Origin of the sequence: Pseudomonas sp. lyk4-TYG-107 (genome assembly GCF_030209055.1) — a bacterium.
Lineage (GTDB): Bacteria > Pseudomonadota > Gammaproteobacteria > Pseudomonadales > Pseudomonadaceae > Aquipseudomonas > Aquipseudomonas putida_A.
Map to the genome: position 1 here is coordinate 116,287 of NZ_JARVST010000035.1, position 18,891 is coordinate 135,177.

Annotated in this window: 20 protein-coding genes; 10 read left to right on the plus strand and 10 right to left on the minus strand. The window is 60.0% G+C overall.

Annotated features, from left to right (window positions below; genetic code table 11):
- Positions 1-5 precede the first annotated feature (5 nt).
- Positions 6-782 (minus strand): ferredoxin--NADP reductase, encoded by a 777-nt coding sequence (locus QRN61_RS26385; RefSeq protein WP_027612842.1) that lies wholly within the window; start codon positions 780-782, stop codon positions 6-8.
- Positions 783-1,112: 330 nt separating this feature from the next.
- Here QRN61_RS26385 and QRN61_RS26390 point away from each other — a divergent pair, with 330 nt between their 5' ends.
- Both QRN61_RS26390 and QRN61_RS26395 read left to right on the plus strand, forming a co-directional pair.
- Entirely contained in the window at positions 1,113-1,841 is a 729-nt protein-coding gene (locus QRN61_RS26390) for a helix-turn-helix transcriptional regulator (RefSeq protein ID WP_027612843.1), read from the plus strand.
- Between the two features lie 150 nt (positions 1,842-1,991).
- Positions 1,992-3,116, plus strand: coding sequence for a methyltransferase (locus tag QRN61_RS26395; RefSeq protein WP_285376217.1), 1,125 nt, complete (start codon positions 1,992-1,994; stop codon positions 3,114-3,116).
- A gap of 75 nt (positions 3,117-3,191) precedes the next feature.
- Here the strand turns inward: QRN61_RS26395 and QRN61_RS26400 are convergent, their stop codons facing one another.
- The 3 genes from QRN61_RS26400 to QRN61_RS26410 all read right to left on the minus strand — a co-directional run bounded on the left by QRN61_RS26400 (position 3,192) and on the right by QRN61_RS26410 (position 5,896).
- Positions 3,192-3,359 (minus strand): DUF2474 domain-containing protein, encoded by a 168-nt coding sequence (locus tag QRN61_RS26400; protein ID WP_007963754.1) that lies wholly within the window; start codon positions 3,357-3,359, stop codon positions 3,192-3,194.
- Positions 3,360-3,442: 83 nt separating this feature from the next.
- Positions 3,443-4,450 (minus strand): cytochrome d ubiquinol oxidase subunit II, encoded by a 1,008-nt coding sequence (gene cydB / locus QRN61_RS26405; RefSeq protein WP_007963753.1) that lies wholly within the window; start codon positions 4,448-4,450, stop codon positions 3,443-3,445.
- A 3-nt stretch (positions 4,451-4,453) separates the two neighbouring features.
- On the minus strand, positions 4,454-5,896 hold the full coding sequence (locus tag QRN61_RS26410; protein WP_027612845.1) for a cytochrome ubiquinol oxidase subunit I: 1,443 nt from the start codon (positions 5,894-5,896) through the stop codon (positions 4,454-4,456).
- Between the two features lie 529 nt (positions 5,897-6,425).
- On the opposite strand from QRN61_RS26410, the gene QRN61_RS26415 reads away from it, so the two are divergent.
- The 3 genes from QRN61_RS26415 (at position 6,426) to QRN61_RS26425 (ending at position 8,345) form a co-directional block, all read left to right on the plus strand.
- Positions 6,426-7,664: an MFS transporter gene (locus tag QRN61_RS26415; RefSeq protein ID WP_007963751.1), complete on the plus strand. Its 1,239-nt coding sequence runs from the start codon at positions 6,426-6,428 to the stop codon at positions 7,662-7,664.
- A gap of 100 nt (positions 7,665-7,764) precedes the next feature.
- A complete protein-coding gene (locus QRN61_RS26420; RefSeq protein WP_027612847.1) occupies positions 7,765-8,043 on the plus strand; it encodes a type II toxin-antitoxin system RelE/ParE family toxin in 279 nt (92 codons plus the stop codon).
- 14 nt (positions 8,044-8,057) lie between these two features.
- A complete protein-coding gene (locus tag QRN61_RS26425) occupies positions 8,058-8,345 on the plus strand; it encodes a HigA family addiction module antitoxin (RefSeq protein WP_027612848.1) in 288 nt (95 codons plus the stop codon).
- Positions 8,346-8,350: 5 nt separating this feature from the next.
- Here QRN61_RS26425 and QRN61_RS26430 read toward each other — a convergent pair whose 3' ends face one another.
- Entirely contained in the window at positions 8,351-8,902 is a 552-nt protein-coding gene (locus QRN61_RS26430) for a DJ-1 family glyoxalase III (protein WP_096795250.1), read from the minus strand.
- 66 nt (positions 8,903-8,968) lie between these two features.
- Entirely contained in the window at positions 8,969-9,418 is a 450-nt protein-coding gene (locus QRN61_RS26435; RefSeq protein ID WP_285376221.1) for a DUF4879 domain-containing protein, read from the minus strand.
- A 224-nt stretch (positions 9,419-9,642) separates the two neighbouring features.
- On the opposite strand from QRN61_RS26435, the gene QRN61_RS26440 reads away from it, so the two are divergent.
- Positions 9,643-10,938, plus strand: coding sequence for an NCS2 family permease (locus QRN61_RS26440; RefSeq protein WP_007963748.1), 1,296 nt, complete (start codon positions 9,643-9,645; stop codon positions 10,936-10,938).
- Complete coding sequence (gene trmA, locus QRN61_RS26445; protein ID WP_285376223.1) at positions 10,935-12,014, plus strand: tRNA (uridine(54)-C5)-methyltransferase TrmA; 1,080 nt, start codon at positions 10,935-10,937, stop codon at positions 12,012-12,014. Before QRN61_RS26440 ends, trmA begins: the two co-directional genes overlap by 4 nt.
- Positions 12,015-12,069: 55 nt before the next feature.
- On the opposite strand, the gene QRN61_RS26450 is transcribed toward trmA, so the two are convergent.
- Positions 12,070-12,516, minus strand: coding sequence for a DUF2442 domain-containing protein (locus QRN61_RS26450; protein WP_285376225.1), 447 nt, complete (start codon positions 12,514-12,516; stop codon positions 12,070-12,072).
- On the minus strand, positions 12,513-12,902 hold the full coding sequence (locus tag QRN61_RS26455) for a DUF4160 domain-containing protein (protein WP_285376253.1): 390 nt from the start codon (positions 12,900-12,902) through the stop codon (positions 12,513-12,515). Before QRN61_RS26455 ends, QRN61_RS26450 begins: the two co-directional genes overlap by 4 nt.
- Positions 12,903-13,185: 283 nt before the next feature.
- On the opposite strand from QRN61_RS26455, the gene aroQ reads away from it, so the two are divergent.
- Both aroQ and QRN61_RS26465 read left to right on the plus strand, forming a co-directional pair.
- Positions 13,186-13,635 (plus strand): type II 3-dehydroquinate dehydratase, encoded by a 450-nt coding sequence (gene aroQ / locus QRN61_RS26460; RefSeq protein ID WP_025108744.1) that lies wholly within the window; start codon positions 13,186-13,188, stop codon positions 13,633-13,635.
- Entirely contained in the window at positions 13,632-14,486 is an 855-nt protein-coding gene (locus QRN61_RS26465) for a shikimate dehydrogenase (protein ID WP_285376227.1), read from the plus strand. The genes aroQ and QRN61_RS26465 overlap by 4 nt, the downstream gene beginning before the upstream one ends.
- A 117-nt stretch (positions 14,487-14,603) precedes the next feature.
- On the opposite strand, the gene QRN61_RS26470 is transcribed toward QRN61_RS26465, so the two are convergent.
- Positions 14,604-15,281: a TetR/AcrR family transcriptional regulator gene (locus tag QRN61_RS26470; protein ID WP_027612854.1), complete on the minus strand. Its 678-nt coding sequence runs from the start codon at positions 15,279-15,281 to the stop codon at positions 14,604-14,606.
- Positions 15,282-15,383: 102 nt separating this feature from the next.
- Positions 15,384-17,285 carry a 3-dehydroshikimate dehydratase QuiC gene (gene quiC, locus QRN61_RS26475; RefSeq protein ID WP_134787380.1) on the minus strand — a complete coding sequence of 634 codons (1,902 nt, stop codon included), beginning with the start codon at positions 17,283-17,285 and terminating at the stop codon, positions 15,384-15,386.
- Between the two features lie 267 nt (positions 17,286-17,552).
- Here quiC and QRN61_RS26480 point away from each other — a divergent pair, with 267 nt between their 5' ends.
- Positions 17,553-18,890, plus strand: a complete 1,338-nt coding sequence (locus QRN61_RS26480; protein ID WP_285376232.1) for an MFS transporter — start codon at positions 17,553-17,555, stop codon at positions 18,888-18,890.
- Position 18,891: the final 1 nt, after the last annotated feature.

Here is an 18,891-nt window from a genome sequence, read left to right on the forward strand (position 1 = left end):
TTTTTTTACCAGTAGTTTTCCACCGCCACCTGTCCCGGCCGCCGCGTCAGGCTCAGGCTCATGTGGCGTTTCTTCAGCAGTGCCCGGGTGTCGTCGATCATCTGCGGATTGCCGCACAGCATGACGCGCGAGTGCTCGGGGGCCAGTTCAACACCGGCTTCACGCTCCAGCTCGCCGCTTTCAATCAGGCTGGTAATACGGCCATGCAAGGCACCAGGAACCTTTTCTCGGGTAACGGTGGGAATGAACTGCAGTTTATGGGCGTGTTCTGCCAGGTAATCACGCTCGGACAGTTCTGCAATCAACGACTGATAGGCCAGTTCCCGCGCTTCGCGCACGCTGTACACCAGAATGATCCGCTCGAATCGCTCCCACACTTCGAAGTCCTGCAGAATCGACAGAAACGGCGCAACCCCGGTCCCGGTGGATAACAGCCACAAATCCCGACCGTCGACAAACCGATCCAGCGTCAGGTAACCAAAGGCCTGGCGTTCCACCAGCAGGGTATCGCCGACCTGCAAGCGACTAAGTTCACTGGTGAATTCGCCACCTGGCACCACGATGGAGAAGAACTCGAGAAACTCGTCGAAGGGTGAAGAGACCATCGAGTAAGCACGCCAGACCGTGCTGCCATCAGCCTTTGTCACCCCCAGGCGAGCGAATTGTCCCGCGCGAAATCTGAAGCCCGTATCGCGCGTGGTGCGCAGGGTAAACAGACTGGGGGTCAAAGGCTGCACGTCGAGCAAGGTCTGGGCAGTAAATTTATCTGCGCTGACAGTCATGGGGGCACTCCACGGAAAAGACCCTGACAGTCTCGCGCAAACTCAGAGCATAAACACCACTGCTTTTGTAGTGGTTTACCGTTCAGACCGCCCGAAAAAATGAGAATTAAACCCAAATGCCGTTAATACAGCTTTATTCAAAGTCCGATTGAATGACAGGTTAAATCCAACGCGTTATTGATGACTAATAACCTTTCCAGCAACTAACCGCCCCCTCCAAGAGCAAAAAAATTCAACGCCATTTGTAAGACCTGTCCTACACTCGGTTGCGTGCAGGATCCGATTGGATCCATAAAAAGCACCCGACGAACGACTCATGGAGAGTGAGTGATGGAAATGTGGAAGGAGTCGCAATTAAAGCAACTGACTTTCGCAAGAGAAATAGAGACCGCTTATCCGATCTTGCTGCGATTCGCTCAAAATATTGGCTTCAATTTTTGTGCCATCTCATTGACATCAAACAATCGGAACGCTGACTTAAAGACCTTGCAAATCAATAACTATCCGAAAGAGTGGAACCAACTTTATGAAAGACAAAACTACAGAAAAATCGACCCGGTAGTAGCACACTGCAGTCATTCAATGCTGCCGATTGTCTGGACCGAGGACGTGTTTTCGCAAACCTTGTCGCTGTGGGACGCGCAACAGAGGCATGGGTTGCGACACGGTTGGTCCCAGTCGTTCCACCACGAAGACAGCGGGCTGTGCAGCACCCTGAGCCTTGCCAGGAAAAACGGTCCATTAAGTCCGCTCGAGTTATACGAGCATTTTGGCTATATGTTTTACGCAACCAGCCACCTGAGTGACCTGTTCGCCAAAACCTTGCCCAAACCGGCCAAAAAGCCCGTCCCCCCACGCCTTTCACCGCGAGAACTGGAAGTGCTCAAGCTCTCGGCGCTCGGCAAGACGGCCTATGAGATTGCCAGGATCCTCTGCCTGAGCGAGCGGACGGTGAATTACCACGTGCAAAACGTGATTCTCAAACTGAACGTCTGCAACAAGATTTCTGCGGTCATTGCCGCCAAGAGTTGCGGCCTTCTCGACATGCCCGCCCACTAAAAGCTGCGAGTATTTCAACGGAAAAAAACGTACCATTTGCAACCTTCCTGAGTGATGACGTGCGCCGCACGCCGCAGTCCACTCGGATGGTTCCGCCGCGCGACGCCCTGGGCTGCGGGCCACCCGTTGAATAACCAGAGTTCTCGCCCGATGCCCTTGCTCGAAACACCCTTTGCCCAACTCGACCTGATCCGCCAGCCCGAGCAGCAGAATGAACCTCTGCAAGCGTTCGATGCGGCTGACGAATACCTGCTCAATCATCTGGCCGCGCAACAACCGGCGGCAGACACCCGGGTGTTGGTACTCAATGACAGCTTCGGAGCGCTGGCGGCGAGTCTGGCAGGCAAGGTTCAGGTCAGCAGCAGTGGCGACTCGTTTCTCGCATTCCAGGGCCTGGAAAAGAACTTGGTACGCAACGGCCTGGCATTTGATGCCGTGCGCGGGATTGCGGCCAGTGAGCCGTTGATCGGGCCGTTCGACCGGGTGCTGATCCGCGTGCCCAAGACGCTGGCATTGCTGGAAGAGCAACTGATCCGCCTGCAAGGGCTACTGGCACCCGGCGCCGAAGTGGTGGCAGCGGCCATGGTCAAGCATTTGCCGCGCGCAGCCGGTGATCTGCTGGAGCGTTACATTGGCCCGGTACAGGCTTCACTGGCGGTGAAGAAAGCTCGCCTGTTGATCGCAACGCCTGAAGCCAAAGCCCCGGCGACCTCGCCCTACCCTTCGCGCTATCAGCTGGACGAGCCGGCCATCGAATTGCTCAACCACGCCAACGTTTTCTGCCGTGAGGGCCTGGACATCGGCACCCGGGCCTTCCTCCCGCACCTGCCAAAAAACCTCGGCAGCGCCCGGGTCGCCGACCTTGGTTGCGGTAACGGCGTCCTGGCCATCGCCAGCGCCCTGCACAACCCCGACGCGCACTACACGCTGGTCGACGAATCGTTCATGGCCGTGCAATCGGCCGCCGAGAACTGGCGCGCCGCGCTGGGCGAGCGCGAAGTGCTCGTGCGCGCTGGCGATGGTCTGGCCGGCCAGGAGCCGCAATCGCTGGACGTAGTGCTGTGCAATCCGCCGTTCCATCAACAACAGGTGGTCGGCGACTTCCTCGCCTGGCGCATGTTCCAGCAAGCCCGCGAGGCGCTGGTGGTGGGCGGTGCGTTGTACATCGTCGGCAACCGGCACCTGGGCTATCACAGTAGGCTGGCGCGGCTGTTCCGTGGCGTCGAGCAAGTGGCAGCCACACCGAAATTCGTGATTCTCAAAGCACGCAAGTAAAGCGTCAGGCAAAAAAAACCCTCCGCGGTACAGAGGGTCATAAAACCGTGCCCAAGGGCAGCGGGACGGGATGTTTCAGTGTGTGGTCAGGCCGGCCGCGTTCATGAACAGGCGCATCAGGCTGGCGGCAATGAACAGCGCGCCGACGCTACCGATCCAGATCAGGGCCAACCAGCCGAGCCGCTGCCACAGCGGCTTTTTTTCGGCTTCTTCAATCTCGTGCAGGGAATGTTTGCCGTTCATTGCATCGTTCCTCTTGGGCGATGGCGTCGCTGAGGACGCCACCGCGAGACGGCTTGCTCTCACAAGGTGAGCAGAGCGAGAGATCAGTGGTAACCGTCTTCATGGGTGACCTTGCCGCGGAACACGTAGTAGCTCCAGAAGGTGTAACCCAGGATGAACGGGATGATGAACAGCGTACCGACCAGCATGAAGCCCTGGCTCTGCGGCGGTGCGGCGGCGTCCCAGATCGAGATCGACGGCGGCACGATGTTCGGCCACAGGCTGATGCCCAGACCGCTGTAGCCGAGGAATATCAGCACCAGGGTCAGCAGGAACGGCATGTAGTTGGCATTGCGCGCCACCGCGCGGATCAGCCCGTACAGCGTCACCAGCACCAGAATCGGCACCGGCATGAACCAAAACAGGTTCGGCATGCTGAACCAGCGTGTCGCGATCTCGGGGTGAGCCAGCGGCGTCCACAGACTGACGATGCCGATCACCGCCAACAGCACGAACGCCAAGGGCCGCGCGAGGTTGTGCATCTGCTCCTGCAACTTGCCTTCGGTCTTCATGATCAGCCAGGTGCAACCGAGCAAGGCATAGGCCACCACCAGCGCGGCGCCGCAGAACAGGGTGAACGGTGTCAGCCAGTCCAGTGAACCGCCGGCGTATTGCCGATTGACCACCGGCAAACCGTCGATGAAAGCCCCGAGTGCCACGCCCTGGAAGAACGTCGCCGCCACCGAACCGCCGATGAACGCCTTGTCCCACAGGTGACGCTTGTCGTCCTTGGCCTTGAAGCGGAACTCGAACGCCACGCCGCGGAAAATCAGGCCGATCAGCATGAAGATCAACGGCAGGTACAGCGCCGACAGCACCACCGAATAGGCCAGCGGGAACGCGCCGAACAACGCCGCGCCGCCCAGTACCAGCCAGGTTTCATTGCCGTCCCAAACCGGGGCGACGGTATTCATCATCACGTCACGGTCGGTCTTGCCCGGGATGAACGGGAAGAGAATCCCGATCCCCAGGTCGAAGCCGTCCATGACCACGTACATCATGATGCCGAAGATGATGATCACGGCCCAGATCAGCGGAAGATCAATACCCATGAGTCAAATCTCCTTTTCCAGGCTGCGCTGCGAGTCGGCGTCGGTACCTTCATCATCGGCTGCGGACAACGGCCGAGCCGGAGTGCGTTTCTGGCCAGGACCACCTTCGTTGGTTTCCTTGCCTTCGTCGGTTTTCGGCCCTTTGCGCACCAGGCGCATCATGTAGCCAAGCCCCGCACCGAACAGCGCGAAATACACCACGACGAACATGATCAGGGTGATGCTCATCTGCATGAAACTGTGATTGGACGAAGCATCCGCCGTGCGCATCAGCCCGTAGACCACCCACGGCTGCCGACCGATTTCAGTGGTGAACCAGCCAGCGAGGATCGCGATCAGGCCGGACGGCCCCATCCACAGCGCCAGATACAGGAACGGCCGCGAGGTGTAGAGCGAATCGCGCTTGCGCAGCCACAGGCTCCACAGACCGGTGAAGATCATCAGGAAGCCGAGGCCGACCATGACCCGGAACGACCAGAACACAATGGTCGAGTTCGGCCGGTCTTCAGGCGGGAACTCCTTGAGCGCCGGCACCTGCTTGTCCAGCGAGTGGGTCAGGATCAGGCTGCCGAGGTACGGAATCTCCACGGCGAATTTGGTTTTCTCTTCCTTCATGTCCGGCCAGCCGAACAGGATCAACGGGGTCGCTTCGTTGCCTTTGTTTTCCCAGTGGCCTTCGATCGCAGCGATTTTCGCCGGCTGATGCTCAAGGGTGTTCAGCCCGTGGAAGTCACCGATAACCGCCTGGATTGGCGCGACGATCAGCGCCATCCACATTGCCATCGACAGCATGGTGCGGATCGCCGGGTTGTCCTTGCCGCGAAGCAGGTGCCAGGCCGCCGACGAGCCAACGAAGAACGCCGTGGCCACGAACGCAGCGGTCGCCATGTGCATCAGGCGATACGGGAACGACGGGTTGAACACGATGGCCAGCCAGTCGGTCGGGATCACCTGACCGTTGACGATCTCGAAGCCTTGCGGCGTCTGCATCCAGCTGTTGGAAGCGAGAATCCAGAATGTCGAGATCAGCGTGCCGATCGCCACCATCACCGTGGAGAAGAAGTGCAGTTTGCGTCCGACCTTGTTCCAGCCAAACAGCATCACCCCGAGGAAACCGGCCTCAAGGAAGAATGCCGTGAGCACCTCGTAGGTCAGCAACGGTCCGGTGACGGAACCGGCGAAGTCCGAGAAACGGCTCCAGTTGGTGCCGAACTGGTAAGCCATGACCAGACCGGAGACCACACCCATGCCGAAGTTGACGGCAAAGATTTTCGACCAGAAGTGGTAGAGATCCCGGTAAGTGTCGTTATGGGTTTTCAACCACAACCCTTCAAGCACCGCCAGGTAGCTCGCCAGACCAATGGTGATGGCCGGGAACAGGATGTGGAACGAGATGGTGAACGCGAACTGAATTCGGGCGAGATCGAGTGCCTCTAAACCGAACATAAGTCTTCCTCTGTCAGGTAATACCGGCATTGGGGCTTGTGGCCCCTGCCTACTGCCCCCACGGATATGGAGTGCGGCGAATTCTGATTCGTTCTTTTTTAACAGCCATCGCAACGCAGGGAGTCTGGCCAACGGGCCACCAGAGCATGGCCCGGGAGGGTCTTGATCTGGATCAAGCAACGTTAAAAGAGTAGTCCCATTTCCGACGAAGAACGGCGTGGTCGTTTGCCGCGTGACAAGTTGCCTCATTGCCTGGGCAACGTTCTGAAATACATCCCCAGAGCGGCACGACCTGTAGCGAGGGGATTCATCCCCGATGGGCGGCGAAGCAGCCCCTGATGTTTCGTTGCGTCGTCAATTTTTTACGACTGCTGCGCAGCCGATCGGGGATAAATCCCCTCACCACATTGAGATGAGGTATGCCAGGGAGCGATAGATGTCTGGCTAACTAAATTTTTTGTCATAGCAACTTCCTGTTACAGACTGGTGATAACCTCGACGTTCCCCTTCGAGCCAGACCTGCCTTCAGATGCCCAGCCAAGAGCCCCTGCTGTTACGTCACCATCGTCCGTTTCTCGCGTTCTGGTTCGCCCGGATCTTCACCGCCAGCGGTTTTCAGATGCTCACGGTGGCGATCGGCTGGAATCTGTACCAGCTGACCGGCAACGTGCTCGACCTGGGTCTGGTCGGTCTGGTCGAGTTCGCGCCTCGGGTGCTGTTCATGCTGCACACCGGGCATGTCGCCGACCGCTATGACCGGCGTCGGGTCGCGGCGATCTGTCAGTCGTTGCAGGCGTTGATTGCCCTGGCACTGGCCATCGGCAGTGCGACCGACCACGTCACCCGGGAAATGATCTTTATCCTCGCCTTCCTGCTCGGTGCGGCGCGCTCCTTCGAAATGCCGACGACCCAGGCGCTGCTGCCGAGCATCGTGCCCAGCGCCCTGTTTCCACGGGCGGTCGCCGCAGCGCAGTCGGCTCAACAGTCAGCCACCATTGTCGCTCCGGCCCTCGGTGGCTTGCTTTACGCGTTTGGCAGTGTCTGGGTCTACGGCCCGACGGTGTTGCTCTATGTCATCGCCTGCACCTTGATGCTCAACCTGCCCGCCCGGCAAACGCCGCTGAACAAAGGCAAAGCCACGCTGGATTCGTTGCTGGCGGGTATCCGCTTCATTCGCAGCCGCCCGGACATTCTCGGGGCGATCTCGCTGGATCTGTTCGCGGTGTTGCTCGGTGGCGCTACGGCGTTGCTGCCGGTGTTCGCCAAGGACATCTTGCTCACCGGGCCGTGGGGCTTGGGCCTGCTGCGCTCGGCGCCGGCGGTAGGCGCGTTGGGGATGTCACTGTTTCTGGCGCGATTTGCCGTCGAGCGCAATGTTGGCCGGGTGATGTTCACCGCCGTTGGCGTGTTCGGCGTCGCAACCATCGCCTTTGGCCTGTCGACCTCGTTCTGGTTCTCGCTGGCGGTGCTGGTGGTGCTCGGCGCGGCGGACATGATCAGCATGGTGATCCGCGCCTCCTTCGTTCAGTTGGAAACCCCGGACGAAATGCGTGGCCGGGTCAGCGCGGTGAACGGCCTGTTCATCGGCGCCTCGAACCAGTTGGGCGAATTCGAATCCGGCCTCACCGCGCACTGGTTCGGCACCGTCCCGGCGGTGGTGATGGGCGGGATCGGCACGCTGGTGGTCACCGGAACGTGGATCAAACTGTTCCCGACCCTGGCCAACCGCGACCGGATGCATGTGCCGGTGGAAGAGGCGAAGGTCTAGGTCACATCAGTGAAATCAACAGGCCAGGCACAAATTGATTGAAAAGGTGCGGTACATAGTTACCGCACAGAGTGTAACGTATCGCCTTACACTCGCCGCCATGATCAAATCCTTTCAGCACAAAGGCCTTCGTGGCTTCTATGAAACAGGTTCGACCCGCGGAATTCGCGCCGATCACGCAAAACGTCTGGCGCGTATGCTGCAGTTCATGGATCGCGCAGCACTTCCCGCAGATCTTGATCTGCCGGGTTGGCGCCTGCATCCACTGAAGGGTGAACTGTCCGAATATTGGTCGCTCAGTGTTTCAGGCAACTGGCGGGTTATCTTTCGTTTTGTCGGTTCGGACATCGAATTGGTCGATTATCTGGACTACCACTGACAGGAGGCAGGCTCATGACCATGCACAACCCGCCACACCCCGGTGAAACCCTGCTCACGGATGTCTTGCCAGAGTTAGGCATCAGTGTGAGTGAATTGGCCAGACATCTGGGCTTCGCCCGCCCTCACCTTTCCCGCGTATTGCACGGCCATGCACCGATCAGCCCGGATCTGGCTGTACGGCTGGAGCGAGCAGGCATTGGCAAGGCGCGTGTGTGGCTAGGCGTTCAAACCGATTACGATCTGTGGCAAGCAGAGCATCGGGAGCAACCAGCCATTACGCCTATCGCTGCCCACGCCTGAAGCCATCAAACCAACATCTCCCCCGCCACTTTCGCCCGCAACGCCTTGCCACCAAGCTGCTCCACCAGCGTCAGGGCAAACGCCAGTGCGGCGCCGGAGCCTTGGGCGGTGATGCAATTGCCGTCGACCACCACCGGTTGATCAACAAACGTACAGCCCGACAATTGATGGCTGGCACTCGGCAGGCAGGTCATGCGCCGTTGGCGTAATACGCCTGAGGCTTGCAGGGCAATGGCCGGGGCTTCGCCGATGGCGGCGAACAGGCGGCCGGCGCTGGCCTGGTCCTTGAGCAATTGCTGCAGCGGCTGATGCGCCGCCAGATGCTGGGCGCCGACGGCACCACCGGGCAGGACGATCAGGTCGAAGGTCTGCGCCAGTACATCAACCAGCATGCCGTCCGCTGTCAGGCGCGTACCGCGGGCGCAGGTCAGCATGCGCCGGCCTTCGATGCTGGCCGCCACGACTTCGACGCCGGCGCGGCGCAGCACATCGATCAGGGTCACGCTTTGCAGATCATCGATGCCCTCGGCGAGGGTAATCAGGGCTCTAAAGGTCATGGGCGCTATCCGCTGGGTGATCTTTAAAGCGTAGTCAGCTTTGCCCTGCCTGTTCGATGACAGCCGTTACTTGATGTAAAGCTGGGCCGACAGGGTGTTGCGTGGCGCGTTGATCGAGGTGTTACTGAAGGTGAAGGTGCCTTCCTGCTTGCCCGCCAGATCAAAGGTATACAGTGAGCCGACGGTGTTGCTGCCGGGCTTGCACTCGGTCAGGTTGCCGTTATCAAAGGCGCACACCGGCGCCCGAGTGCCGTTGACTTCAAAACCGTCCAGCGTGGCATGCGGCTGGTTCTGGCCATAGCCGATTTCCAGCACGAACACCTTGATGCTCGGGCCGCTGTGATCGCATTGGGTTTGCGGCTGGTTATCGCCGATGTCTTCCAGACCACAGGCCGGCGATTGAACCTTGATCACCTTAACTTCAGTCAATGGTGGCGCCGAGGCTGCCAGCGCCGCCGTCGACCCGGCCATCAGCCCGGCCATTAACCCGAAAGCCTTTATCCAGCGCTTGCCCATGTGATCGTATTTCCCCAAAAAATTCAGCGCGCAGTATGGCGCAGTTGGCCCTGTGGCAAAACTTCGACGACGTTCGGCACCAACAACCGCCATATTCCTCACGCTGCTGGTATGATGCGCGGCTTTTTCCGGCCCACCACAAATTCCCAGGCGCTTGCGACGGTCTGTGCTTTGCTGTTGAGGTCGATACATTCACGGCGCCGCGCGCGCCACGGGGAGCAGACATGCTGGAAAGGCTGTTTCAACTCAAGGCACACAACACCAACGTGCGTACCGAGATTCTGGCGGGCGTCACGACCTTCCTGGCCATGGCCTACATTCTGTTCGTCAACCCGAGCATCCTCGGCGAGACCGGCATGGACAAGGGCGCAGTGTTCGTTGCCACCTGTCTGGCAGCCGCCATCGGCTCGACCATCATGGGCCTGATCGCCAACTACCCGATCGCCCTCGCCCCGGGCATGGGCCTGAACGCCTTCTTCACTTACACCGTGGTCCTGCACATGGGCCACACCTGGCAAGTGGCGCTGGGCGCGGTGTTCATCTCGGCAGTGTGCTTCTTCCTGCTGTCGATCTTCCGCATCCGCGAATGGATCATCAACAGCATCCCGCTGCCGCTGCGCTCGGCGATTGCCGCCGGTATCGGCCTGTTCCTGGCGCTGATCGCCCTGCACAACGCGGGCATCGTGGTCAGCAACCCGGCGACCATGGTCGGCCTCGGTGACCTGAAAGCCCCGGCGCCGATCCTCGCCACCCTCGGCTTCGCCCTGATCGTCGCCCTCGAAGCGCTGAAAGTGCGCGGTGCAGTACTGATCGGCATTCTGGCGGTGACCATCATTTCCATCGCTATGGGCTTCACCCCGTTCGGCGGCGTGACCTCGATGCCACCTTCGCTGGCGCCGACCTTCATGCAACTGGACATCAAGGGCGCGCTGGACATCGGTCTGGTCAGCGTGATCTTCGCCTTCCTGTTCGTCGACCTGTTCGACAACTCCGGCACCCTGATCGGCGTCGCCAAACGCGCCGGCCTGATGGGCAAGGACGGCCACATGCCGAAAATGGGTCGCGCACTGATCGCCGACAGCACCGCGGCGATGGCCGGCTCGCTGCTGGGTACTTCGACCACCACCAGCTACATCGAATCCGCGGCTGGCGTGAGCGCTGGCGGCCGCACTGGCCTGACGGCGATCGTCGTGGCGATCCTGTTCCTGTTGGCGCTGTTCTTCTCGCCACTGGCGGCCAGCGTGCCAGCCTTCGCCACCGCACCGGCGTTGCTGTTCGTCGCCGTGCTGATGACTTCCGGTCTGGCGGAAATAGACTGGGAAGACATCACCGTCGCCGCACCGGTCGTGGTCACCGCGCTGGCCATGCCGTTCACCTACTCGATCGCCAACGGCATCGCCTTCGGTTTCATCTCCTGGACCGTGATCAAGCTGCTGTCGGGCCGCGCCCGTGAGCTGAACCCGGCGCTGGTGATTCTGTCGATTCTGTTTGTGATCAAGTTGGGTTGGTTCAACGCATGACTTTCGATTCCCAGGCCTACGCCACTCAGCTCGAAGACAAGGTCACGCGTTTGCGTGACCTGCTGGCCCCGTTCGATGCACCAGAGCCGACCGTGTTCGACTCGCCGCTGCAGAACTTCCGCCTGCGCGCGGAATTTCGCCTGTGGCGCGAGGCCGGTGAGCGGCACTACGCGATGTTTTCCCAGGACGACAAACGCACGCCGATCCTGATCGAAGAGTTCCCGATTGCCAGCCTGCGCATCAACCAGTTGATGCCGCAGCTCAAGGCGGCATGGCAGGCCAGTTCGGCGCTGAGCCACAAGCTGTTCCAGGTGGAATTCCTCACCACGTTGGCTGGCGATGCGATGATCACCCTGTGCTACCACCGTCCGCTGGACGAGCACTGGCATGCGGCCGCGTCGAAGTTGGCGGCTGATCTCAACGTCAGCGTCATCGGGCGTTCCAAGGGCAAGCGCGAAGTCATCGGCCACGATTACGTGGTGGAGAAACTCGACGTCGGTGGTCGCACCTTCAGCTACCGCCAGCCGGAAGGCGCATTCACCCAGCCCAACGGCACGGTGAACCAGAAGATGCTGAACTGGGCCTACGAAGCGCTGGGTGATCGTCCCGACGATCTGCTGGAGCTGTATTGCGGCAACGGCAACTTCACCCTGCCGCTCGCCACCCGTGTGCGCAAAGTGCTGGCCACCGAGATCAGCAAGACCTCGGTCAACGCCGCACTGAGCAACCTCAGCGAAAACGCTGTGGATAACGTCACGCTGGTGCGCCTGTCCGCCGAAGAGCTGACCGAAGCGCTTAACGAAGTGCGCCCGTTCCGTCGCCTGCAAGGCATCGACCTGAAAGGCTACGAGTTCGGCAGCGTATTCGTCGACCCGCCGCGCGCCGGCATGGACCCGGACACCTGCGAGCTGACGCGGCGCTTCGACAATATCCTGTACATCTCCTGCAACCCGGAAACCCTCGCGGCCAACATCGCCCAACTGCACGACACGCACCGCATCACCCGCTGCGCGATGTTCGACCAGTTCCCATGGACACATCACATGGAGTCCGGGGTGTTGCTGACCCGGCGTTGATGGCGAATGCCGGATACGAGAAAGCCGTCTTGATTGACGGCTTTTTTGTGGGTGCTTACGGTGCAGTGTCGGTCTTACGTGGACGCCCGCCCTTCTTGCCATTTGCTCGTGCAGCTTCGGATTTTGCCGCACTGCTTTGACGACCGTTACGCGACGCAACCACCGAAGCCGCCATCCTCATGAGTGACGGGCTCGCCGAAATCATTCCGGAGATGGAAACGTCGAGGTCTTTGGCCTCGTGGCAAAGCGCAGTGCCTGTATAGCCGACTGTCAGGTTCGCATAATCGTCTGAATCAAACCCGTCGAACTCCGAATACTGGCTCACCGGTAGCAACACACCGCTGCCGTCTTCAAAACGAATGACCAGAGACGGGCTTTCAAAGGTCACAGAAACAGCCTGCAAGCTGCTAGCTTGGCGCGCTTCGCCACGTTTTATCGCGGCATCGAGCATTTCTTCCGTCAGCGGACGATGTACGGACGGCTTTGCCTTGATGACTTTCATAAATCGATTTCAACTCCTGCCAGTTTGCCGAGCAATGTCAGAACAGTCTTGTCTGCTTCTGGCTCATAACGCGCCGAACTGATCCTGTAGGTCGTAGCGGTGACCGGTTTCATCACGGGGACTTCGTTTGACTCGCAGTCCCACACCTGATTGTCGAGACAAACTGTCTGCAAGACTGACCACCAGATCCCTCGTGCGCGACGCAGATGAGCAGGTTGCCCCAGTGATCGACACAATCCTTCCAGCAACGCCAGCGGCGGTCGACGTGAAAGCGGCACGACATCCCACAGTTCAATGTCGTTGTGCCAGAAACTGAACTGAAATCGGGCATTCCAGGCGCCTGCATTAACGTGAACACGTGGCGGGCAATGCTCATCTCGCAACATGATGCTTCGACGGCCGGTGCTGCACAGCACCTCAATGCCTTTCACCACATTCAGACTAGCGTCGGCACGGATGAGGAAGCGCTGCATCTTCGAAAAAAAACGTAAGCAAAACTGTCGATACAATTCGGAAAATCTGAATGCGATGTAGCTTTTGTGCGATCACCGAACACAAAACCATCGGGTTAAATCAGTTCAATTGACCATGGTAACCATCTGGTACATTTTACCTCCACAGGCTGAAACCCTCGGCCCAAGCCAAAAACAATAAGTGGAGTTTGTCCCCATGCCCCCTATCGTTCTGGTGCTCAACGGCCCGAACCTGAACCTGCTCGGCACTCGTGAACCGGCGACCTACGGTCACGAAACCCTGGCTGATATTTCTGCTCTGTGCGGCCGCGCTGCCGAAGAATTCGGCCTGGCCGTGGAGTTTCGCCAGACCAATCACGAAGGCGAATTGCTCGACTGGATTCATGCGGCACGCGGCCGCTGCGCCGGGATCGTGATCAACCCGGCGGCGTGGACACACACCTCGGTGGCAATCCGCGACGCGCTGGTGGCCAGTGAGTTGCCGGTGATCGAAGTGCACCTGTCCAACGTGCATGCGCGTGAGCCGTTCCGCCACCACTCGTTTGTCTCGGCCATCGCCACGGCGGTGATGTGCGGCTTCGGCAGCCATGGCTATCGCCTGGCCCTGGAGCATTTCAGTCAGCGACTGAAGGGGCGCGCAGCATGACCCGTAAACCGGTAATACTGGCTGGCCTGATCGGTGCGGGTATTCAAGCCTCGCGCACGCCAGCACTGCATGAACATGAGGGCGACGCCCAAGGCTTGCGCTACCTGTATCGGCTGATTGATCTCGATCAGTTGCATCTGGACAGCAACGCCCTGCCCGACTTGCTGCAGGCCGCCGAGCGGATGAACTACACCGGTCTGAACATCACTTTCCCGTGCAAGCAGGCGATCATCCCGCTGCTCGACGAACTGTCGCCGGAAGCCCGAGGCATCGGCGCGGTCAACACCGTGGTGCTCAAGGACGGCAAACGCATCGGCCACAACACTGATTGCCTGGGTTTTGCCGAAGGTTTTCGCCGAGGCCTGAAGGACGCTGCGCGTGAACGTGTCGTCCAGATGGGCGCCGGCGGTGCGGGAGCGGCAGTGGCCCACGCGCTGTTGAGTGAAGGCGTACAGCTGCTGAGTATTTTCGACGTCGAGCGCGAGCGCGCCGAGAGTCTGGCGAACAACCTCAACCAGCATTTCGGCTCAGGCCGCGCGTTGGCCGGGCGAGATCTGCCGGGCACGCTGAATCAGGCCGATGGTCTGGTGAACACCACGCCGATGGGCATGGCCAAACTGCCGGGCATGCCGGTGCCGGTGGAGTTGCTGCGCAAGGAATTGTGGGTCGCGGAGATCGTTTACTTCCCGCTGGAAACGGAGCTGCTGCGCAACGCCCGCGCGCTGGGTTGCCGCACGCTGGACGGCGGCAACATGGCGGTGTTTCAAGCGGTGAAGGCGTTTGAATTGTTCAGCGGCGTGGTGCCGGACGCACAGCGGATGCTGGCGCATTTTCAAAGCATGAATGGCTGAAGATAAACATCGATCCTGTGGGAGCGGGCTTGCTCGCGAAGGCTGTGTGTCAGGCGCTAGATGTATAGGCTGACACGCCGCTTTCGCGAGCAAGCCCGCTCCCACATTGGATAGGTGTCACGGCTGCAAGTAGCGCAACACCGACTCGCAGATCATCTCGCGATGACGCTGCTTGATGCTTTCGTCCGGCAGGTCGATCTGAAAGATCTCACCGAACGTATGGCGGTTCGAGACGCGATAGAAGCAGAACGAGCTGATCAACAGGTGCACATCCAGCGCGTCCAGCCCGGCGCGGAAGACACCCTCCTCGGCACCGCGACGCAAAATCTCGCCCAGTGAATCGAGGATCGTATTGTTCATCGCCTTGATCGTGTCCGAACGCTTCACGAACTCGGCGTTGTGGATATTTTCGATACAGACGATGCGCACGAAATCGACGTTGCGGTCGTGGTGATCGAAGGTGAATTCCACCAGTCGACGGATCGCCACCACCGGCGGCAACTCGGCCAGGTGCAGGCGGTTTTCGGTGCTGCGGATGTCGCCGTAAAGTTTCTCCAGCACCTCGACGTACAACTGCTCCTTACTGCCGAAGTAGTAATAGATCATGCGTTTGGAGGTGTGGATACGCTCGGCGATCGCGTCGACGCGGGCGCCGGACAAGCCCTGCTGGACGAACTCGACGATCGCCTCCTGCAGGATGTTCTCGCGGGTTTTTTCCGGGTTGTTCTTGCGACTCTTGCGCGGCTCGATACCGGATTCGACGGGAGCGGCGGGGAGTTCTGAAGTCATTGTCATTGCGGGCTCACGGCCATCACTGCACAGGTTGGCGATTATGGGCCGCGCTGCACAGTGAAGGAAGCCACGCGGCTCGTGTTTAATCCCGCGTTTACGAAATTCCTACAACTTCGCCTGACGCACCGCACCGCTGCGTGACTTGGCCATCGCCGCCAGACGGACCGCAACGTTCGCCGCACCATAACCGGCATAGCCGTTTTTACGCTGGATGATCTCGAAGAAGAAGCGCCCCTCGAACGGCTCGGTGTACACGTGGAACAGCTCGCCGCCCTGCGCGTCGCGGTCGTAGAGCACGTTGTAGTACGCCAGCTCGCTGAGGAACTCGTCGTCGAAATCGAAGCGCGCGGCGAGGTCGTCGTAATAGTTGAGCGGGATATCCAGCAACGGCACACCAGCTTCTTTGGCGCGGCTGACTTCGGCGAAGATGTCATCACAATCGAAGGCGATGTGATGCACACCGGAGCCGCGATAACTCGACAGCGCGTGGGAGATCGCGGTGTTGCGATTCTCGGAGATGTTCAGCGGTAGACGGATCGAGCTGTCGCGGCTGCGCAACGCCCGGCTTTTCACCAGACCGTACGGATCGGGCAGCACCACTTCATCGTCGGCCTCGAAATCCAGCAGGCTCTTGTAGAACAGCACCCAGCTGTCGAGGCTGTCGGCCGGCAGCGCCATGGCCATGTGATCAATGCGCTTGAGGCCGCCACGGGCCTGTGCGTTCGGCAGCAGATTGAAGTCAGTGCCATAAACGTCCGCCGCCTCATCCACCAGATAAATCAGGCTGCCGTCCGGCGCACGCACCGCGGCCAGTTCCAGTTCGTTGGGGCCGACCAGGCCGCGATAGGGCTGGCCCTTGTAAGCGACCGCACGAGCGAGGGCGCTGGCGCTGTCCTTGACCCGCACAGCGGTGGCACACAGCGACGGGCCATGGGCCTCGAAGAAACTGTGGCCGAACGAGTACGGTTCGGCGTTGAGGATCAGGTTGATATCGCCCTGACGCAGCAGGCTCACGCTCTTGGAGCGGTGCTGCCCGGCCTTGACGAAGCCCAGCCGCTCCAGCCAGTTGCTCAGTTTGGCGCCAAGGCTTTCGTCGACGGCGAACTCAAGAAACTCGATGCCGTTGTACTCGCTGGCCGGCGGCGTTTCGAAGAGGATGTCGCGGTTGGCCACCGGCGTTGTTTGCTGTTCCAGGCGCTGACGGGTTTTTTCCTCCAGATACAGCAGCGAACGCAGACCATCGGCGGCATTCGCCCGTGGCGGTGCGGCGCGGAAGCCATCGTTGAAAATTTCCAGCGACAACGGCCCGGTGTAACCGCTCTGGATGATTGGCGCGAGGAACCCCGGCAGATCGAATTCGCCCTGCCCCGGGAAGCAACGGAAATGCCGGCTCCACTCCAGGACGTCCATGGCGAGGATCGGCGCGTCGGCCATTTGCACAAAGAAGATCTTGTCGCCGGGAATGTCAGCGATCGCGCTTGGATCACCTTTCAGCGACAAGGTGTGAAAGCTGTCGAGCAGCACGCCGAGTGCCGGGTGGTCGGCCTGGCGAACAATGTCCCAGACCTGTTGATAAGTATTGACGTGCCGGCCCCAGGCCAGCGCTTCATAGCCGATACGCAACCCGCGAGCGCCGGCACGTTCGGCCAGCAGCCGCAGGTCATCGACCAGAATCTGCCGGTCGCCGACGCTGTCCGCCGAGGCGTTGCTGCACACCAGCACCAGATCGGTGCCCAGTTCCTGCATCAGGTCGAATTTGCGCTCGGCCCGTTCCAGATTGCGCGCCAGCCGATCACGGCGGCAGCCTTCAAAATCGCGGAACGGCTGGAACAGAGTGATGGCGATCCCGAGGTCAGCGCACATCTGCCTGATTTCCCGCGGGCTGCCGTCGTAATACAGAAGATCGTTCTCGAAGATCTCGACACCGTCGAACCCGGCGGCGGCAATGGCTTCGAGCTTTTCCGGCAGGGTGCCGCTCAGGGAAACGGTGGCAATGGAACGCTGCATGTTGCTACTCCCGGACTGCGCTGCAGTTTTTTACAGGGGATCATTTTTTATCGTGAGGAAATTATTGGCTGCATCGTCTTCAGCAGCAATTTAAAGTGTACCAGCCGGTTAGTTTTGCGTGCGATTATCGAACACTATGGCGTTTCGGCGAATTGACGATTTTTCGTCCACTGCCCACCATCGACTTCACATTGAGTCCGGAAATGAACCTTCGGTCGCAGTGCGTGCAAACAACACCACATAACAAATTCAAAAACGGGTGGAACAATGATTCCTTCACAGACTTCCCGCATGGCCCCGGCCATGAGCACTGCCACGGGTGGCATCGGCGACAAGATCCGCGGCGCCATGGCTGTCGGCAAGACCCGTTGGGGCATGCTGGCGCTGGTGTTTTTCGCCACGACCCTGAACTACATCGACCGCGCAGCCCTCGGCGTCATGCAGCCGATCCTCGCCAAGGAAATGAGCTGGACGGCGATGGATTACGCCAACATCAACTTCTGGTTTCAGGTCGGCTACGCCATCGGTTTCGTCCTGCAGGGACGCCTGATCGACCGCATCGGCGTGAAGCGCGTGTTCTTCTGCGCGGTGCTGCTCTGGAGCCTGGCCACCGGCGCCCACGGCCTGGCGACTTCGGCGGTGGGCTTCATGGTCTGCCGGTTCATCCTCGGCCTGACCGAAGCGGCCAACTACCCGGCCTGCGTGAAAACCACGCGCCTGTGGTTCCCCGCCGGTGAACGCGCAGTGGCTACCGGCATCTTCAACGCCGGGACCAACGTCGGCGCCATGTTCACGCCGATGCTGCTGCCGCTGATTCTCCACGTGTGGGGCTGGCAGGCGGCGTTCCTGTGCATGTCGGCACTCGGCGGGATCTGGCTGCTGTTCTGGGGCTTGAAATACTTCAACCCGGAAGACCATCCACGGGTGAAAAAATCCGAACTCGACTACATCCAGCAGGAGGTCGAACCGGAACAGGCCCGCGTACCGTTCTCGCGAATCCTGCGCATGCGCGGCACCTGGGCCTTCGCCCTCGCCTATTCGCTGACTGCGCCGGTGTTCTGGTTCTACCTGTACTGGCTGCCGCCGTTTCTCAATCAGCAATACAACCTGGGCATCAACGTCACCCAGATGGGTATTCCGCTGATCATCATCTACGTCACCGCTGACTTCGGCAGCGTGGGCGGCGGGATTCTGTCTTCGTTTCTGATCGGTCGCGGCATGAACTCGATCAAGGCGCGGCTGCTGTCGATGTTCCTGTTCGCCTGCTGCATCATCGGCGTGATCATGGCCGCCGGCTCAAGCAATCTGTGGGTCGCCGTCGCGGCAATCTCCCTGGCTATCGGCGCGCATCAGGCCTGGACCGCGAACATCTGGAGCCTGGTGATGGACTACACGCCCAAGCACATGATGAGCACGGTGTTCGGTTTCGGCGGCATGTGCGCAGCGATCGGCGGGATGTTCATGACCCAGATCGTCGGCCACATCCTGACCGTCACCAATAACAACTACACGGTGCTGTTCACCCTGATCCCGGCGATGTACTTCATTGCCCTGACCTGGATGTACTTCATGGCCCCGCGCAAGATTCCAGACGTCACCGAATAAC

Bases quoted from the DNA above. Each gene is read 5' to 3' on its own strand.
- trmA (WP_285376223.1), top strand. From the start codon at position 10,935: ATGACTTTCGATTCCCAGGCCTACGCCACTCAGCTCGAAGACAAGGTC.
- QRN61_RS26385 (WP_027612842.1), bottom strand. From the start codon at position 782: ATGACTGTCAGCGCAGATAAATTTACTGCCCAGACCTTGCTCGACGTG.
- cydB (WP_007963753.1), bottom strand. From the start codon at position 4,450: ATGGGTATTGATCTTCCGCTGATCTGGGCCGTGATCATCATCTTCGGC.
- QRN61_RS26420 (WP_027612847.1), top strand. From the start codon at position 7,765: ATGATCAAATCCTTTCAGCACAAAGGCCTTCGTGGCTTCTATGAAACA.
- QRN61_RS26455 (WP_285376253.1), bottom strand. From the start codon at position 12,902: ATGTTGCGAGATGAGCATTGCCCGCCACGTGTTCACGTTAATGCAGGC.
- QRN61_RS26395 (WP_285376217.1), top strand. From the start codon at position 1,992: ATGCCCTTGCTCGAAACACCCTTTGCCCAACTCGACCTGATCCGCCAG.
- aroQ (WP_025108744.1), top strand. From the start codon at position 13,186: ATGCCCCCTATCGTTCTGGTGCTCAACGGCCCGAACCTGAACCTGCTC.
- QRN61_RS26400 (WP_007963754.1), bottom strand. From the start codon at position 3,359: ATGAACGGCAAACATTCCCTGCACGAGATTGAAGAAGCCGAAAAAAAG.
- QRN61_RS26470 (WP_027612854.1), bottom strand. From the start codon at position 15,281: ATGACAATGACTTCAGAACTCCCCGCCGCTCCCGTCGAATCCGGTATC.
- QRN61_RS26390 (WP_027612843.1), top strand. From the start codon at position 1,113: ATGGAAATGTGGAAGGAGTCGCAATTAAAGCAACTGACTTTCGCAAGA.
- QRN61_RS26440 (WP_007963748.1), top strand. From the start codon at position 9,643: ATGCTGGAAAGGCTGTTTCAACTCAAGGCACACAACACCAACGTGCGT.
- QRN61_RS26465 (WP_285376227.1), top strand. From the start codon at position 13,632: ATGACCCGTAAACCGGTAATACTGGCTGGCCTGATCGGTGCGGGTATT.
- QRN61_RS26415 (WP_007963751.1), top strand. From the start codon at position 6,426: ATGCCCAGCCAAGAGCCCCTGCTGTTACGTCACCATCGTCCGTTTCTC.
- quiC (WP_134787380.1), bottom strand. From the start codon at position 17,285: ATGCAGCGTTCCATTGCCACCGTTTCCCTGAGCGGCACCCTGCCGGAA.
- QRN61_RS26430 (WP_096795250.1), bottom strand. From the start codon at position 8,902: ATGACCTTTAGAGCCCTGATTACCCTCGCCGAGGGCATCGATGATCTG.
- QRN61_RS26435 (WP_285376221.1), bottom strand. From the start codon at position 9,418: ATGGGCAAGCGCTGGATAAAGGCTTTCGGGTTAATGGCCGGGCTGATG.
- QRN61_RS26450 (WP_285376225.1), bottom strand. From the start codon at position 12,516: ATGAAAGTCATCAAGGCAAAGCCGTCCGTACATCGTCCGCTGACGGAA.
- QRN61_RS26425 (WP_027612848.1), top strand. From the start codon at position 8,058: ATGACCATGCACAACCCGCCACACCCCGGTGAAACCCTGCTCACGGAT.
- QRN61_RS26480 (WP_285376232.1), top strand. From the start codon at position 17,553: ATGATTCCTTCACAGACTTCCCGCATGGCCCCGGCCATGAGCACTGCC.
- QRN61_RS26410 (WP_027612845.1), bottom strand. From the start codon at position 5,896: ATGTTCGGTTTAGAGGCACTCGATCTCGCCCGAATTCAGTTCGCGTTC.